15 protein-coding genes are annotated in these 16,243 nt (G+C 47.6%); 3 read left to right on the top strand and 12 right to left on the bottom strand.

Features of this window, described 5'->3' with window-relative positions:
* Positions 1 to 27: 27 nt before the first annotated feature.
* Positions 28 to 1,221 (top strand): pyridoxal phosphate-dependent aminotransferase, encoded by a 1,194-nt coding sequence (locus BACSA_RS16575; protein WP_013619173.1) that lies wholly within the window; start codon positions 28 to 30, stop codon positions 1,219 to 1,221.
* 82 nt (positions 1,222 to 1,303) lie between these two features.
* On the opposite strand, the gene BACSA_RS16570 is transcribed toward BACSA_RS16575, so the two are convergent.
* The 11 genes from BACSA_RS16570 to BACSA_RS16520 form a co-directional block, all read right to left on the bottom strand.
* Complete coding sequence (locus tag BACSA_RS16570; RefSeq protein ID WP_013619172.1) at positions 1,304 to 3,235, bottom strand: transglycosylase domain-containing protein; 1,932 nt, start codon at positions 3,233 to 3,235, stop codon at positions 1,304 to 1,306.
* A 99-nt stretch (positions 3,236 to 3,334) separates the two neighbouring features.
* The gene (locus BACSA_RS16565; protein ID WP_013619171.1) at positions 3,335 to 4,153 is read right to left on the bottom strand and encodes a hypothetical protein; all 819 of its coding nucleotides are present in this window, start codon (positions 4,151 to 4,153) and stop codon (positions 3,335 to 3,337) included.
* A gap of 201 nt (positions 4,154 to 4,354) precedes the next feature.
* A complete protein-coding gene (locus BACSA_RS16560) occupies positions 4,355 to 6,889 on the bottom strand; it encodes a DUF5686 and carboxypeptidase-like regulatory domain-containing protein (RefSeq protein ID WP_013619170.1) in 2,535 nt (844 codons plus the stop codon).
* 40 nt (positions 6,890 to 6,929) lie between these two features.
* On the bottom strand, positions 6,930 to 7,916 hold the full coding sequence (locus BACSA_RS16555; RefSeq protein WP_013619169.1) for a CDP-alcohol phosphatidyltransferase family protein: 987 nt from the start codon (positions 7,914 to 7,916) through the stop codon (positions 6,930 to 6,932).
* Positions 7,917 to 7,947: 31 nt separating this feature from the next.
* A complete protein-coding gene (gene fabG, locus BACSA_RS16550) occupies positions 7,948 to 8,691 on the bottom strand; it encodes a 3-oxoacyl-ACP reductase FabG (protein WP_013619168.1) in 744 nt (247 codons plus the stop codon).
* 26 nt (positions 8,692 to 8,717) lie between these two features.
* A complete protein-coding gene (locus tag BACSA_RS16545; RefSeq protein ID WP_013619167.1) occupies positions 8,718 to 10,193 on the bottom strand; it encodes a phytoene desaturase family protein in 1,476 nt (491 codons plus the stop codon).
* Positions 10,190 to 10,582, bottom strand: a complete 393-nt coding sequence (locus BACSA_RS16540; protein WP_013619166.1) for a hotdog family protein — start codon at positions 10,580 to 10,582, stop codon at positions 10,190 to 10,192. Before BACSA_RS16540 ends, BACSA_RS16545 begins: the two co-directional genes overlap by 4 nt.
* 4 nt (positions 10,583 to 10,586) lie before the next feature.
* Positions 10,587 to 11,003, bottom strand: a complete 417-nt coding sequence (locus BACSA_RS16535) for a beta-hydroxyacyl-ACP dehydratase (RefSeq protein WP_013619165.1) — start codon at positions 11,001 to 11,003, stop codon at positions 10,587 to 10,589.
* Positions 11,000 to 11,248: an acyl carrier protein gene (locus BACSA_RS16530; protein ID WP_013619164.1), complete on the bottom strand. Its 249-nt coding sequence runs from the start codon at positions 11,246 to 11,248 to the stop codon at positions 11,000 to 11,002. The genes BACSA_RS16535 and BACSA_RS16530 overlap by 4 nt, the downstream gene beginning before the upstream one ends.
* 30 nt (positions 11,249 to 11,278) lie before the next feature.
* Positions 11,279 to 12,499 (bottom strand): beta-ketoacyl-[acyl-carrier-protein] synthase family protein, encoded by a 1,221-nt coding sequence (locus BACSA_RS16525; protein WP_013619163.1) that lies wholly within the window; start codon positions 12,497 to 12,499, stop codon positions 11,279 to 11,281.
* A gap of 18 nt (positions 12,500 to 12,517) precedes the next feature.
* On the bottom strand, positions 12,518 to 13,657 hold the full coding sequence (locus BACSA_RS16520) for a hypothetical protein (protein ID WP_013619162.1): 1,140 nt from the start codon (positions 13,655 to 13,657) through the stop codon (positions 12,518 to 12,520).
* Between the two features lie 412 nt (positions 13,658 to 14,069).
* Between BACSA_RS16520 and BACSA_RS16515 the strand changes: the two genes are divergently transcribed.
* Both BACSA_RS16515 and BACSA_RS20330 read left to right on the top strand, forming a co-directional pair.
* Positions 14,070 to 14,912: a DUF3737 family protein gene (locus BACSA_RS16515; RefSeq protein WP_013619161.1), complete on the top strand. Its 843-nt coding sequence runs from the start codon at positions 14,070 to 14,072 to the stop codon at positions 14,910 to 14,912.
* Between the two features lie 100 nt (positions 14,913 to 15,012).
* Positions 15,013 to 15,183 carry a hypothetical protein gene (locus BACSA_RS20330; protein WP_162614385.1) on the top strand — a complete coding sequence of 57 codons (171 nt, stop codon included), beginning with the start codon at positions 15,013 to 15,015 and terminating at the stop codon, positions 15,181 to 15,183.
* 42 nt (positions 15,184 to 15,225) lie between these two features.
* Here the strand turns inward: BACSA_RS20330 and BACSA_RS16510 are convergent, their stop codons facing one another.
* The gene (locus BACSA_RS16510; RefSeq protein WP_394358871.1) at positions 15,226 to 16,020 is read right to left on the bottom strand and encodes a carboxymuconolactone decarboxylase family protein; all 795 of its coding nucleotides are present in this window, start codon (positions 16,018 to 16,020) and stop codon (positions 15,226 to 15,228) included.
* Between the last annotated feature and the right edge of the window lie 223 nt (positions 16,021 to 16,243).

Below are 16,243 nucleotides of genomic sequence, written 5' to 3'. Positions count from 1 at the left end.
ATTTTGAACTAAAATTAAAATAAGAATATGAACCAACTTTCAGAACGTTTAAACAGTTTATCCCCCTCGGCTACGCTTGCCATGTCACAAAAGAGCAGCGAACTCAAGGCTCAGGGCGTAGATGTAATCAACATGAGTGTCGGCGAACCCGACTTCAACACCCCCGATCATATCAAAGAAGCCGCTAAAAAAGCGATTGACGAAAACTATTCGCGCTATTCTCCTGTAGCCGGTTATCCCGCATTGCGCAACGCCATTGTAGAAAAACTGAAAAAAGAAAACGGACTGGAATATACAGCAGCCCAAATCAGTTGTGCCAACGGTGCCAAACAATCGGTATGCAACACGATTATGGCTTTGGTAAACAAAGGAGATGAAGTGATTGTACCCGCTCCGTATTGGGTAAGCTATCCTGAAATGGTGAAGCTGGCCGAAGGTACCCCCGTCATTGTACGTGCAGGCATCGAGCAAGACTTCAAGATTACACCCGAACAATTGGAAGCAGCCATCACCCCTAAGACCCGCGCCTTGATTCTTTGTTCTCCTTCAAACCCGACCGGCTCGGTATATAGCAAGGAAGAACTGGCAGGTCTGGCTTCTGTCTTGGCTAAACACGAACGGATTATCACCATCGCCGATGAAATCTACGAACACATCAACTATATCGGCAAGCATGAAAGCATTGCCCAATTCAGCGAAATCAAAGACCGTGTAGTTATCGTCAACGGTGTATCAAAGGCATACGCCATGACCGGCTGGCGTATCGGATTTATCGCCGCACCCGAATGGATTGTGAAAGGTGTCAACAAACTTCAAGGGCAATATACGTCAGGTCCTTGCTCGGTATCCCAGAAAGCCGCAGAAGCCGCCTATACAGGCACGCAAGCTCCGGTAGAAGAAATGCGTAAAGCGTTCGAACGCCGCCGCGACCTTATCGTAAAACTGGCAAAAGAGATTCCGGGATTCGAAGTGAATGTTCCCGAAGGCGCTTTCTACCTCTTCCCGAAATGCGACTCTTTCTTCGGCAAAAAAGACGGAGAGCGTGTCATCAACAATGCCGAAGACCTAGCAATGTATTTGCTCGAAGTAGGTCACGTGGCTTGTGTAGGTGGAACTTCATTCGGTGCTCCCGAGTGTATCCGCATGAGTTACGCTACTTCTGATGAAAACATCACCGAAGCAATGCGACGCATCAAAGAAACATTGGCACGGCTGAATTAACAATTAACAATTAATAATTAATAGTTGACAATGAAGAATTTGTGGACGCTATGCCCAATACTTAACTCTTCATTATTAACTATTAATTATTAACTATTAATTCTTCATTTAAAACCTTTCTCGCTTCTCCCTTTATCTGCACATCCGGACAAAACGTTTCCGCTTCTTCTTCGGTCATCAAGCCCTTGGCTGCAAGCCGGCGGGCAATGACGCGGTAATACTCTAATTGATTCTCGCGCAAGGTTGCATCGGAATTAAATACCGAACGGAAATGCTTGGGTTTGGGAATAATAGATGCCAGAAATATGGCTTCGCTCACGCTGAGGTCCGACGGTTCTTTCCCGAAATAGAAACGGCTTGCCTCTGCCGCACCATACACAAGCGGTCCCCACTCGATGATGTTCAAATAAACTTCATACATGCGCTTTTTCGAAGTAAGATGCTGCGATTCGATGAGCCATACAATAAGTGCCTCTTCCAGCTTACGGGCAATGTTCTTATGCCGGTTCAGGAAAACATTTTTCACCAGCTGCATGGTGATGGAACTCCCGCCCCGGGCAAAACGCCCCTTTTGCAAATCGTATGCCAATGCCTCCTGAATGGCTCCCGGATAAAAGCCGTCATGATAGAAGAAACTCCCGTCTTCCGATTGCATAACCGCCATCTGAAGCAAAGGGGAAATGCACGAAAGCGGACGGAAATCCGGATTGGACGGCCCGACAAGGAAAGTGCGCACAGGCTGGTCATGCTCGTATGCCGTATATTCGAACTCCTCACTCATCCGGGCAAGGTCGGCCGCCCCCATACGGATAATGGAAAAACCGTGCCCGCGCAAGTCGGAAGAGAACTTCAAGCTGTCCAACCGATTGAAATCAATATCCATGCAAAGGTCATAACTCAACTCTCCGCTCGCCTGAAGCCCTTGCACATGCCGGAACAAGCCCGCCGGAAGTGACGAAAACAAGTCTTGTGCAGGAAAAGGCGGACGATGAACGGATGCCGTAAAATGCCAACGTCCTTTCTTTTCCGCACGCACAAACGGATGAAACGAAAGCCGGTTGAAATGTACCTCCGTCGCACTATCCAGCTCTATGAAACGCTCTCCCGCACGAAGCAAGTAATCAATCTTCCACCGATTCAAACCGATGGTGTCGGGCGACAAAGCCGCATGATGCACTTCCAGCCCGTTTATTTCGGCATTGCCTTTCAGAAGTTGCTCATCCGCTTCCGGATCTTCCTGCGCCAAGCTGAAAGCAATGGAGTCAAATGCTACCGCCGCTCCATAATGCGGACGGATATAAGGCATCACAATGCGCTGTCCTTTTTCGGAAGAGTGCAAATGCCCTTTAATCAGACGTGTACCACAATCCAGCGTACCCCCGATGTGCCACTTGCCCCGCATATCTCCCTCAACCACCTCTATATCTGAATCATAAACCCGGTTATCCAACACAAACTCCGGCATATAAAAACGGGTGCAGACCGAATCACGCCTGCCTGTCAGCACGGTACGGCGCATCACGGCATCCTCGGGAAGCAAACGGAACAATACTCCCAACGCACGCTCTATCCGCCCGGCATACCCGATAGAAGTCCCTCCATCCGCATCCGGGACAGATAAGGACTTGCCGGAAGAGCGGAATAGAAAATCATAATTCGACACCATACCTTGCTTGACAAAAGTGCACGCCAATCCCTCGGTATCGACTTTGCGTATAGACAGATTCCCCCGCAACAAAGGCAAGAAATCGAGTTTCACTTCCGCCGAAGCCAGCCTGAGCAGGGTATCTCTACCGAAAGGCACCATGCTCAAGCCCTCCACACGCACGGAAGTAAGCGAAGGCATTTTCAGCGAAACATAGGCTATCCTAATGCCGTAACGGGCAGACAAAGCCTCTATCCGCCTATCGGCGATATGCCGCAACAGAGGACCACGCAACAGAAAAAGCCCTGCCCCCGAAAGCACCGTGAACAAAGCTATCCATATTCCGAATTGTTTTAGTCTACGCTTCATCATTCTACTTCTCACATCGCACACAGGATGCCAAGACCTGCACGAGTTCTTAGAAATCCTGTGTGCCCTAAAAACACCTGCGCCAAAGATACATCATCTTCACATTCTACGCAAATTTCTTTCCCCCCTTTCTTTCGAGGCACTTCGGTTCGGGCGCGGACGGGCTTGCGGCTTCTTGTCCGAACGGGAAGGATGCACCTGCGGTTTCCTGTTCGGGCGGGAAGGTTTTGCCACCGGATGCTTATCCGGCTTATGTCCGGGCTTTCCCGGTCTTGCTTGCGGACGCGGAGGACGTGCCGAGGCTGAGTGATAACCGCCTGGCTTTTTCGGGGAATGTCCCGGCGTAAAATCATGCCTCCGGAAATCCGGCCGGCTATGGAAGTTCCCCTGATAGACCGGATGCCGGTACACTTTCGGATGACGCGCCCGATAAAAGCTCCGTCCGCCACAATGGTGCCGGCTATGCCCGCCACAATACGTAAGGTAATGCACCGGACGCCCGAAATAGAAGAAAGTCCGGTTGGGATACACCTTATAAATACGAAGATAACACACACGGTTTAATGCATACACCGGACGGAAGAAATACTCCAACGCCATAAAGCGCACATACTCGGCATTCGAAAGAATCCAGCGCAAGTCATCGTTCCGTTCGTCCAAATAGCGATAATATGCATCCAACGCATACGCCTCCTGCCGTGCCATAGCCGCTACATACGGGTCAATCCCATGGAAAAAATCATAGTTGACCTCATACAAATCATTGTATTGGGTCTGCGTCAAGTTCAGTTCAAACGCCATGCGGTCGGTAAGGAAGCGGGCATTCACCCGGATGTCACCCAAAGCGGAAGCCATAGCCGGAACCGCCTGCAGGCAAAGGGCTAACATCATTCCCATCAAAAATCTGTTTGTTCTCATAATCGTTGCGGTTTAAGTTTCCTGATACAAAAATAGAAGAGTAAAAATCCCCTCGCAACAGAATGTCCCCAAACGCCAATAGGGACTTCCCTATTTATGATAGGGAAACAGTACGACATATATCCCCGGTACGAAAGACGTAAAAAGAAGATGTCTGCCCCCAAAATTACAATCCGGTAATTTCTTCGAATAAAGAAAACGTCAAAAAGACAAACGCATGGTACACCGGATTCCGCTCTTCTGGATATCCGGATTGCTACGATAATTCAGACGCCAGACATAATCGATGCGCAAAAACTTGAAGATATTCTCAATGCCTACACTTGCCTCCATATAAGGCGTGCGCCCCAACGCCGAAGTCTCCGACGGGAATTGATACAGCCCTTCGCCACCATAAGCCGGATTGTTCTTGTCGGTCAGATGTCCCCATAAGCCGCGGAAGCAAAACACTTCACGCCACTTTAATTTCTTTATCAGCGGAATGCGGTTGAATAAGTTCCCGTTCATATAATAGGTAATATCCCACGAAGCATATTCATCGTTGATAAACTCCATGGCATTCATATTGGTGTAAGTCTCCGCCTGAATGGTATAAGTAAGATTGGCATTGGGCAAAATCAACAAAGGATAAGGCACCTTGTTCCATATTTTCCCAGCCTTCAATATAACATCCAGATAGCCGAACGCCGAAAACCAAAAGCGCTTCTGCATGCCGATATCCGTGCGCTGGTAAGTATAAGAAGAGCCCAGCAAGCCTTTCTTTGCCATGACATGGCTCAGGTTGAAAATCAATGCATCATAGGTTATCGGCACACGCTGCGTACGGGTCTGGTAGAATTTCTCGTCCTTTCCGTAGCGCAACTTAACCTCAAGCTCTGTCATGTCATAATGGCTCACCGGAACCACATTGCCATCTGCCCCGAAACGGTTGAATGGAGCGTATGGGGTAGCATATTCCCGGAAATTACGCAAGACCAATCCATAAGAAAAGCCGTTGTAATGCTCACGGGTATAAGTAAGTTCGGCACGCCGCAAATACGTAGCACGCGTATCTTTCTTCCGCCGGATAGCCAGCATCACATTATCCTTACTGGTATACATGTAATTCTGCCCCAGCTTATTGATGTCGTACATATATTCGAAACGAAGCGAATGAATGGGATACTCCAGCCGATAAGTGGAACGTGGAGTGAAAGAATATTCCACCAAGCCGTCATACTTCAACTTATGGTCGCGTGTACCGTATGCCATATATCCCTCCAAGAACCAATGCTTGTTGAGCACCGGCGTAGTACCTCCCCCTACCCGGAAGCGCGCTCCTTCAATTGCATTTCCGTTAATGGTACTGTTCATCGGACCTAAGTCGAACTTATTCTTACGCGGGTCTTTATTCGTAGGGATATACCCCGAGACCAATGTCGTCACGACTTTCTCCGTTATATAAAACAGAGGGACAGAACGGAAACGTGCCATCAATTTTTCTACCGAATTGGGATTCTTCTTCCGGGCAAGTTCCGGTCGGTTGGCTTCCCAGAAATCTTCTTTCCGGTTATAAGCCTCCTGTTGGGTGATAACCGGCGCGCTTTCCTCAAAGATACGGGCTTCTTGTCCGGAGGGAGGAAGAAAAGAATGATTATCATACAAAATCAACCGCTGGGCATACATGCCTTTCGACTTTTCACTCAACTTAAAATTCACCCGTATATCATCCTTTGTCAACAAACGGGTATTATCGGGAGTGCGCTCAAAGGTCTGTTCAATCGTCATGCCCGACACAAAGTTCAGATTAATGTCTTTCGCCACATTCAGAATGACCCGTTTCACAAAATAAGTGGAATCCAGCGCAACGAACAAATGTCCGGTAAATCCGAACGATTCGGAATTGAAAGGCACGAAGCCTAAATCGACACAAGGCTTGCCCGCCACCTCAAGCGTATCAAGCAAGTAATATTTATAAAAACCCGGACCTATGGCAGAAAGCGGACTTACAAAGCGTTGCAAGAACAAAGGAATGTTATTCTGGAAAATATCAACCTCCTGAAAAGCCTCATCCAGAAACTGCTGAATCCCGTCGCGTGAGAAAATCTCATCCACCCCCGACGACTTGCTTCCCTTCACCAACCGTTTCTCCGAGCGGGGTGAATTACGGTAATAGACCTTTTCCACCCGTTCCTTCTCTGATACAGGCAAAATGGTAGTCCCTATCTCCAGCGTATCGATAAAATCCTTCACAAAGTTGAACTTACCGTTCTTCTTCTCCTTCGGCTGAAATTCGTTCATCGCAAAAACCACCTTCTCATATTGGTCATAACTATAATAATCGTGATTACGCGGGGCATTGCCTTCCCTCCGCTCAATGACCTGCTTCACGAAACGCACCGCCGGATTGTCTCTCCTACGGTATCTTTCCCGTCCGGGCTTGACAACAATCTCATTCAACACGATATTAGAAGGAGCAAGAGCAATGCGCAGGTTTTCCGTCTTTCCAGAAGCGACCTTCACCTGCTTGGGCTCGTAGCCTAAAAATGAGATTTCCAACACGACATTCTTTCCTGAAACAGATAAAGAGAATTTACCGTTTTCATCCGTTATGGTCCCCTTATCGGAACCTTTCCACAATACGGAAGCGTATGGCAAAGGCCCTCCGTCAATGGAATCAATCACCATACCTTTTATGTGTGAGACCTGCCCGCAAACGGCCATTGCCATGCAACAGGCAAGCATAAAACAAACCATTCTCTTTCTTATTCCAAACTTCATGTCAGCAACTCTATATCTATTGAATACTTGATATCAACTCCCTGCAAAAGCCCTCATGCTTCCGTTTCATGTAGCTGCAGATTCCAGACATAATGACAATTTCGAATACAAAATAAAGCCAAGGCAAATCCAGCAAGCAAACGGCATAAAGCACGATGGCACGCGTATTGAATGTAAGGATGTTCGTCCATTTCATCAAGGGCAAAGACAAACTTCGGAACTTGTCACGAAACGGCTGAGGGATATTTTCCGTTGCGCCGTATTTCTCACGCAACACCCTCATCAGCCGCTGGAACTCCGGAGTCTGCTTTTCTTGCGTTGCCGTATAGTTAACGTATGTCTTCAAAAACGCCTTCCATAGAAAGTTCCCTTTCCATGGAGTTTCCTCATAAAGTTTCCGTTGTTGCGCGGAATTGTCAAGCTCGCTCCCGGCTTCTCCCTTCAAAAAGAAGAGATGAATCTGGCGGTAATAGTCGGCAATTCCACACTGGCGGCTATGGCATCCGAAACCCGAATACAATACCGCTATCAATAATACAGAAACCGCTATCCAAGTATTCCGCGTAGTGTCTTCAATACCCAACCATTGGAATTCCAACGCATGGTGCATATAAAACCGATACACCAATGCCAAGTAAATGGGAATAAACCATACTTCGCTGGCAGCCCCGTCAAGTATGCGTCCCAAGCGTGTCTTTTGCCCTGTCATCCGAGCCAACTGCCCGTCTGCACTATCATAAAAATTCGCCCACGCCAACATCAGAACAGCCACAATGTTGAGCAGCAATCCTTCCGTCCCTTCCGTCCGGTATGAGCCATGCGCAAAAAAGAAAGCGGAACCGGCGCCTATAATCATAGACAAGATTGTCACCGTGTTCGGATGAATATGCAAACGCTTAAAGAACAACGCCCAACAATAACCGATGGGGCGTGTCCAAACTTTGTCAAGCCACTCCTCCGTATCATTCGACTTATAAGTGGATTTTACATTTCCCTTTTCCATACCTAATTAAAATGATAACATGAGCCGAAAGTCAGGTATAAAGCCCTCCATTTACTGATATAACCTCACCTGTAATGTATCCGGCTTCGGGAGATACCAGAAAGCCGACCAAAGCCGCCACTTCTTCGGGAGTTCCAAAACGGCGAGCCGGAATGTCTTTTACCAACTCCGCTTCGTTCAAACCGTCCGTCATGTCCGTACGGATAAAACCGGGCGCTACCGCATTCACGGTCACACCTTTCCGTGCCACCTCTTGCGCCAAAGCCTTTGTAGCGGCTATCACTCCGCCTTTTGCCGCCGAATAGTTAGCCTGACCGGGCATTCCTTTCAGTCCGCTCACGCTCGCCAAGGTGATAATCCGTCCCCATCTATGGAACATCATCGGCTGGAGCAAAGGCTGGGTCACATTATAGAAGCCGCCTAAAGCAATTTCCAACACTTTATCCCAATCTTCGGCGGGCATCAAAGCCAAGATATTATCACGACGAATGCCCGCATTGTTCACCAGCACCTGAATATAATCCTCCGGATGATTGTCTTTCCATGCATCCAGTATCTTAGCCGTCTGAGCCCTGTCACTTACATCAAACTGCAAAATTTCACCGTCCGACCCGGCTTCCCGGATCAAGCGGAGCGTTTCTTCCGCTTCGGAGACACGGCTTACGCAATTAACCAACACGCGAAAGCCCATCTGTGCCAACCGGATACAAACAGCCCTTCCGATACCCCGGCTTCCTCCGGTCACCAATGCATACATTCTCTTTTCTTTCTCCATACAACTTTACTCCATATATTATATAATCACTTTTCTTCTACAATATGTTTCCATATCCAGTCTCTTCCTAAAATTCCGGCACACGTAAACAATGCGGTTTGAGTTACCCCCTGCACACCATGCATCATCAAGCTTTGTCCCGTCAGATACAGGTTAGATATCGGTGTATGCGGAGACAACAGCACTTCCAATGTAGCTTCGGCATCCTTACGAATGCCATACGCCGAACCTTCCGGAGCGTGCAGGTAACCGGCATACGTAAGCGGCGTGCTTATATAACGCCGCACCACCGCATCTCTCAATCCCGGCATAACCGTTTCAGCCAATGCCAAACATGCATCGGCAATTCTTTCTTTCCAAAGCAAATAATCCTCACCTCGTCTTCCTACTTCCGTTTGTGCCCAAGGCAGGCATTCTTCCCACAAAAACGGGGCAAGCAAATCAATCTGCTGTGCATAAGAGCCGCTTTCGGGCACTTTACAACTAATCATGACCCGGTCTATTCCACCCGTAGAGACTGAAGACCAAACATCCGCATTCCGATACACATAACGGTTGTAATTAAAATACGGGATTTTACCGGGTTTCAACACCAAAGAAACGGTGAATGCTCCGAACGTATTCATTTGCCTGAAGATACGGTTCCGGTAAGACGGCTTCATTCCTCCTTCTTGCCTTATCATCCGGCATACAGAGGCAGGATGAACCGCACCGATAAAGACATCTCCTTCATATTCATCGCCGTCCGCGCACCGGACACGGACAATCCGTCCTCCTTTTCCAATCAATTCTTCCGCCTCGGCACGACATTTTATCTCTCCTCCCTGCTTGCGAATGCCTTCCGCCAGCGTATCGGGCAACATTGAGCCGCTTCCTTTCAGCCGCCAACTGCTCCCTATATACCCGCTATTGCCATGCAAAAAAGTAAACAAGGGCAATGAGGCTTTCCGCAACTCCATTTTAAGCGAAGCGCCGCTTACGGCATCAATCAAACCGGTATCCCGAAACGATTGGCATAAATATTGGTAAGCGTTGGCCTCACATAAAGACGAGGCAAAATCATCTTCCTGACATTCCGGATTTAATCCGTCCAATTGACGGCATTCGGTTTCATGTAACAACGAGGCGTATTGTTTTAAAGCATTCTTTTCTTTCGGGAAGTCCTCTGCCAACCGGATAGCAAAATTATCATAACCTTGCGCCAAAGCGTACTCGCATCCGGACACGGTAATGCGGTCGAACTCCTCATCCATCCGGAACCAAGGAAGCGAATCCAATCCCAAATAGCGGAACACACGATGCAAAGGCTGCCCTTCGCCCAATCCTCCCACATAATGGAATCCGGTGTCAAATTCTAATCCATTCCTCCGATAACTCTGAAGGCATCCTCCAATTTGCCTTCCCTGTTCCAATACCAACACCGACTTGCCCGCACGAGCCAAGATATATCCGCACTCCAGCCCGCCAAGCCCGCCTCCTATCACAATTACATCATACTTCATGGCTCCGATGCGCCCCCATCCTCCCGCTTCATTTCTCCTTTATATTCCATATAAGTACGCTCGGCATCATACAATTTAGCCTGCACTGCCCAACGCGCCTCTCCGAGGCTTTGAATATGCATACGGATATCAAGTTCGGAACAAATCTCAGGAGAAGCCACCGCCGTCATCCGGCATTGCTTGATGGTTTCAATAGCCAATTTTACGCCAACCGCTTCCTCCATGCATTCTTTCAACATCCCGATATTGCATACGCCGGGACATACCGGATGACCGGGAAAATGCCCCCGGTACACATCGCATCCCGGCAACAACTCGACATGAAACGAAGGTGTATCCGAGACATAATGGGCACTCCATACTCTATAATATGTATCTCTCAACCGCATGGCACTATGTTTTATCAGATAGTTTCATTTGTGTTTCCGCTATAAGTTCGTCTCCAATCCGGACTTCTCCACGCACTAAAGTAATGCCTTCCACTTCCATTTCAACCTTAATCGTCGTAGACAAAGTTTCCCCCACGACAGGGCAACGGTAACACCGGAACTTTTTCACCTCGCCGATATACCTCACTTCAGGTTCCGATACCCCTGCCTGAAGTGCCTTATAACCAAATAAAGCAGAAGCCGACTGGGCAATATGTTCCACTATCCCTACTTCGGCAAGCCGTTTGCCCTCTAAGAAGAAATTATCATCCCGTATCAGGAAAAGGGTTCCGGCACTATCGCCTTCCACCCTTTCCAGACGGTCTACCATCAATATCGGTTCCCTTTGGGGAATCAGCCTTGTGATTTCAACAGGTATCATGCGGCAGGCTGATGCGATTCGATATAATCGTATAAATCAGAAAACGTCTGTATCTGACGCAAATCGGATACCGGTATCTTCACTCTATAATTCTGCTGGATAAGCGCTACCAAATCCACCAAGCTCAAACTATCCAATGAAAGCGTATCCTTTACATTTGCATCCGGAGTAAACGCTTCGGCATTTACTTCAAATTCTTCTGCCAACAAAGCGTTGACCTTTTCTATAATTTCATTACGTGTCATACTAAATGTTTTTATTTATTGTTCTTCAAATTATAAATTCTTCACTATCAAAGTAGAGTTCGTCCCGCCAAACCCGAACGAGTTAGACAAGAACATATCGAAATGTGTTTCCTTGGTTTCGGGCAATACATGAATGCAAGCCGTATCCTCATCGGGATTCTCAAAATTGATATTGCCTGCAATGAAATCATTTTTCATCATCAGAATGGAATAAATCAGTTCGCTTGCTCCTGCCATCCACATTTCATGCCCGGTCTGGCTCTTGGTAGATGTCACCGGAACGGATAACCCGCCGAACACTTGTGCGATTGCCTGCGCTTCCCGCGCATCGCCAATACGGGTAGAAGTGGCATGCGCATTGATATAGCCAATCTGTTCAGGCTGCACATTGCCATTCTTCAAGCAAAGTTCCAAAGAACGTGCCGGTCCTTCTATATTAGGAGTGGAAATATGATTCCCGTTTCCCGAGAATCCCCAGCTGACTATTTCGGCAAGAATAGGCGCACCACGCTTTACGGCATGTTCATAACTCTCTACCACCACCGTAGCCGCTCCGCCTCCCGGAACTAATCCGTCACGGTCACGGTCGAACGGACGGCTTGCCTTTTCCGGCATATCTTCACGAACCGAGAACGACTGGATGCCGTCGAAAGCCGCCACACTATACAAATTAGCTTCCTGCGCTCCTCCGCATACAATGCAATCCTGAAGCCCGTTCCGTATCAGCAGATAAGCCAAACCTACCGCATGAGAGCCTGAGGCACAAGCCGCCGAAGCCGTCAGATTGATGCCTTTCAAACGGAACAGGCAGGCAAGGTTCATGGTCACCGTAGAATTCATCGACTGGAATATGGCACCGCTCCCGCATGCCGACGTATCATGAAACTCACGAAACTTATCCAAGGCATGCATGGTCGCTTCCGCTACCGAATCATTCCCATAGATAATGCCCACCTCATGCTGGTCAATATAATCCTGTTCCAACTTCGCATCCGCCAATGCGGCACGTGTAGCCATGTAAGCATATTGAGCCTCTTCGGGCATGAACTGACGCAAATTGCGCGACACAAAAGGCTTCAAGTCGGGGTGTTCGAGCTTAGCGCACAGTGCCGAACGGAATCCCAGTCCTTTACGTTCCTCGCTAAAAACGATGCCGCTTTTTCCCTTGTACAAAGCATCGCGCACTTCGTCTAACGTATTTCCCAAGCATGACCAAATGCCCATGCCGGTAATTACAACTCTTTTTTCCATTTCTTATTAATCCTCTTACTATTCTATTTTTTTCGTATAACAACGACGCCGTTTCACAAGCGACGGATGCAAAGGCTTCCATTGAGAAAGCTCCCTCACATTGGTCTCCAATTGCGGACCCGTTTCCGCCCATGTAAAATGGTATTGATTATAAATCGGAATCAAATCATCAAAGAACAAAGCATTCACCCCCAAGCCCTGATAATCGGGACGCACAGCGATGAGGAAAAGCTCGACCTTCTCCTCATGCTTCCATTTCAACGCCCGAAGCAAGCGAAGCCAACCCAAAGGAAATAGCTTCCCGTGCGTCTGGCACAAAGCTTCCGACAAACTGGGCATCGTAATCGCTACACCAATCAATTCACCTTGCTCGTTCTCTATTATCGGAAGCAGGTTCTTGTCTATCAACGGCAAATAACGCTTCAAGTAATCATCAATCTGCCTGTCCGACAACTCCGTATAACCGAACAAGGGAGAATAAGCGGCATTCAATAGCTGGAACACCTTCCTGCCATACCCGCGTTTTGAGATATCTTCATCGGTCAGTTTCCGAACCCGAAGCCCGAACATTTCTTTCGATAACTTCGCCACACGGGCATACTTAGCCGGCACTTCAGCCGGCACATCAATCCGAATCTGCACCCAGTCTACAGCCTTCTCATATCCCAATGCCTCCAGATGTTGCGGATAATACGGATAATTATAGATGGTTATCATGGAACTGGTCTGGTCAAAATCCTCCACCAGCATCCCCTCTTTATCGAAATCGAAAATGCCCATCGGACCTTGAATCGTATCCATTCCCCGTTCTTTCCCCCACTGCTCTACCGCACGAAGCAAAGCCGCGGATACTTCCCGGTCATCTATAAACTCAATAAAGCTAAAACGGACATTGCGCGTATGCCACTTCTCATTGGCACGGTGATTGATAATGCCGGCAATTCTGCCCACGACACGCCCCTCCGCATCGTATGCAATAAAAGGCTGGATGTCTGAAAAGTCAAGTCCGGCGTTCTTTTTCTTGTCAAAGGTATCCTGAATATCCGAATCCAAATCCGGAACATAATAAGGACACCCTGCATAAAGGTCATGAGGGAATCGTATGAAATCCTTCATCTCTTGCCTTGTCTGTACCTTTTTTATCTTCATATCTTTCATCATGCCAGCGAAATTATAAAATCACTATCTGACGGCAAAATGCAAAAGAGATATGGAAGATTTTTATCGAACAAGAGGACAAATTCTATAAACGCAGGGGCAAAAGGCATGGCTCAGCCATTCCAATAGGCATTCGACATAACTGCAACTACATTCAGAAGCTGTTTTGAATTTATCGCCCAAAGCACACACGAAAACGGATACATCAAGCCAAGAAAAACTTTTGGAGAAATTCAAAACAGCTTCTCATACCCATTGCCAATCATTTGACTTGAGCAACGAATATAGCTGCATCGACAAACGCACCTATCTGTAATCGAGGTAGCATCATCTGTAATTCATTTACAATATGTATGCGGAGAATTGTTTATTTTTGCACCGTAGAAAACAATGCTAAAACAAGAAATATACTATGCAACTGATTAAAGACAAAGAATTCGGGGGCGAACGCCCGCTGTTCGCCTCGCACGACCTTCACTTGGATAACGTGACCATCCGCGAAGGAGAATCGGGCATCAAAGAGTGCAGCAACATCGTAGCAACCAATTGCCGTTTCGAGGGGAATTATCCGTTCTGGCATGTACACGGTTTTACCATTGACAATTGTTACTTTGCCGTAGGCGGACGCTCGGCATTGTGGTATTCCGACCATTTAATCATGAAAGATACCGTAATCGACGCCCCGAAGATGTTCCGTGAAATGAACGACATCGAGATAGAAAACGTACAGATGAACGATGCCGACGAAGTGTTCTGGCGGTGCAACCGCATCCGCGTGAAGAACCTCCGCCTGCACGACGGTACCTATCCGTTCATGTTCAGCAACGATATTTATGTGGACGGGCTGGAAAGCGACAGCAAGTATGTATTCCAATACGTGAAGAACGTGGAAATCCATAACGCGAAGATTACGACGAAGGACGCTTTCTGGGAAGTGGAGAACGTAACGATTTACGATTCGGAACTGAACGGTGAGTATCTGGGCTGGCACTCGAAGAACCTGCGCCTGGTTAATTGCCACATCTCCGGCGAACAGCCTTTGTGTTATGCCGAAGACCTGGTGCTGGAGAACTGTACTTTCGACCCGTCCTGCGACCGTGCCTTCGAATATTCTACCCTGAACGCCGACATCCGCGGGGCTATCACCAACATCAAGAACCCGATGTCAGGACGCATCATAGCAGACAGTATCGGCTCCATCACACTGGATGAAAACATCAAAGCTCCAGCCGATTGCGTGATAGAAACAAGGTAATGAAGAATTTTCACCACAGATTACACAGATTGATAAAATCATTTCCTCCGTATAATGGAATAATTATTTTTTTTAGAAGCTGTTTTGAATTTATCGTGCGATGATTTGGGATGAGTTTTTGAGGCATTTTCGCTTCTGTGATGAGGAAGATAGCGGGCTATCTGACGAAGAACAGAAGCGGAAAGGACCAAAAAATCGCCCAAAGCACACACGAAAACGAACACATCAAGCCAAGAAAAACTTTTTGGAGAAATTCAAAACAGCTTCTTAATCTGCGTAATCTGTGGTGAAAAATGAGAATCTACGGCGTTTTTTATTTCAGCTTATCGTATTCCTCGTCCGTAACAGGTTCCAGCCATTCGTTGGAAGTGTTTTCTCCGGAAACTTCGAAAGCGAGGTGTGCAAACCAACTGTCGGCTGCCGCTCCATGCCAGTGTTTTACATTCGCCGGGATGTGTATCACATCGCCCGGAAGCATCTGTACGGCAGGCTTTCCTTCTTCCTGATACCAGCCGCGTCCAGCTACACAAACCAACATCTGACCACCGCCCTTCGTGGCATGATGAATGTGCCAGTTGTTACGGCAGCGCGGCTCGAAGGTCACATTCGAGAAAGGAACTTGTTCACCCGATACACGGGCAAGATAACTGTTTCCGATAAAATACTGTGCGTATGCCGTATTGGGCTCGCCGATAGGGAAAATCATTTCGCGCTGGAAAGCTGCCTTTCCGTTATCGTCCGCCACATCTTCCGCCCATACGTCTTTCGCCAGACGGAAAGCTCCCCATGCATTGGGCCATCCGGCATAGAAAGCTACGTGGGTCAACAGTTCGGAAATCTCGGTACGGGTCACGCCGTTGCTCTTGGCAAACTGCAAATGATGCGTAAGTGAAGAGTCGATAATGCCTTTTCCTACCAGTGTAGCAATTGTAATCATGCTGCGGTCGTGCGGACTCAGCCCGGGACGGTTCCATACTTCGCCGAAAAGGACGTCATCGTTCACCTTTGCAAATTCGGGAGCAAATTCTCCCAACTGCACACGTCCGGCAGTCTGTGTAATCTTTTCTTGTGCCATAGTCATTTGAATATTAGTTGTTGATACAAGCATCCCCAAAAGGATGAATTTCCTGATGTTCAGTTGAATAGATTTCATAGGAGTCAAGATTTTTATGATTATTACTTGATACAAAAATACCCCCTTTCCCCGATATACCGCCTAACCAAATCACAGATGATTGTACCAGATTTACAGAAATTCTGTGATTTGCAGTATAAAGAAACTGTTTTGAATTTCTACAAAAAGTTTTTCCCGCCTTGATGCATTCGTTTTC

The sequence above is a fragment of the Phocaeicola salanitronis DSM 18170 genome (genome assembly GCF_000190575.1).
GTDB lineage: Bacteria > Bacteroidota > Bacteroidia > Bacteroidales > Bacteroidaceae > Phocaeicola > Phocaeicola salanitronis.
This window is presented reverse-complemented; position numbering and strand designations above follow the sequence as displayed.

Bases quoted from the DNA above. Each gene is read 5' to 3' on its own strand.
- BACSA_RS16575 (WP_013619173.1), top strand. From the start codon at position 28: ATGAACCAACTTTCAGAACGTTTAAACAGTTTATCCCCCTCGGCTACG.
- BACSA_RS16570 (WP_013619172.1), bottom strand. From the start codon at position 3,235: ATGAAGCGTAGACTAAAACAATTCGGAATATGGATAGCTTTGTTCACG.
- BACSA_RS16565 (WP_013619171.1), bottom strand. From the start codon at position 4,153: ATGAGAACAAACAGATTTTTGATGGGAATGATGTTAGCCCTTTGCCTG.
- BACSA_RS16560 (WP_013619170.1), bottom strand. From the start codon at position 6,889: ATGGTTTGTTTTATGCTTGCCTGTTGCATGGCAATGGCCGTTTGCGGG.
- BACSA_RS16555 (WP_013619169.1), bottom strand. From the start codon at position 7,916: ATGGAAAAGGGAAATGTAAAATCCACTTATAAGTCGAATGATACGGAG.
- fabG (WP_013619168.1), bottom strand. From the start codon at position 8,691: ATGGAGAAAGAAAAGAGAATGTATGCATTGGTGACCGGAGGAAGCCGG.
- BACSA_RS16545 (WP_013619167.1), bottom strand. From the start codon at position 10,193: ATGAAGTATGATGTAATTGTGATAGGAGGCGGGCTTGGCGGGCTGGAG.
- BACSA_RS16540 (WP_013619166.1), bottom strand. From the start codon at position 10,582: ATGCGGTTGAGAGATACATATTATAGAGTATGGAGTGCCCATTATGTC.
- BACSA_RS16535 (WP_013619165.1), bottom strand. From the start codon at position 11,003: ATGATACCTGTTGAAATCACAAGGCTGATTCCCCAAAGGGAACCGATA.
- BACSA_RS16530 (WP_013619164.1), bottom strand. From the start codon at position 11,248: ATGACACGTAATGAAATTATAGAAAAGGTCAACGCTTTGTTGGCAGAA.
- BACSA_RS16525 (WP_013619163.1), bottom strand. From the start codon at position 12,499: ATGGAAAAAAGAGTTGTAATTACCGGCATGGGCATTTGGTCATGCTTG.
- BACSA_RS16520 (WP_013619162.1), bottom strand. From the start codon at position 13,657: ATGAAAGATATGAAGATAAAAAAGGTACAGACAAGGCAAGAGATGAAG.
- BACSA_RS16515 (WP_013619161.1), top strand. From the start codon at position 14,070: ATGCAACTGATTAAAGACAAAGAATTCGGGGGCGAACGCCCGCTGTTC.
- BACSA_RS20330 (WP_162614385.1), top strand. From the start codon at position 15,013: ATGATTTGGGATGAGTTTTTGAGGCATTTTCGCTTCTGTGATGAGGAA.
- BACSA_RS16510 (WP_394358871.1), bottom strand. From the start codon at position 16,020: ATGCTTGTATCAACAACTAATATTCAAATGACTATGGCACAAGAAAAG.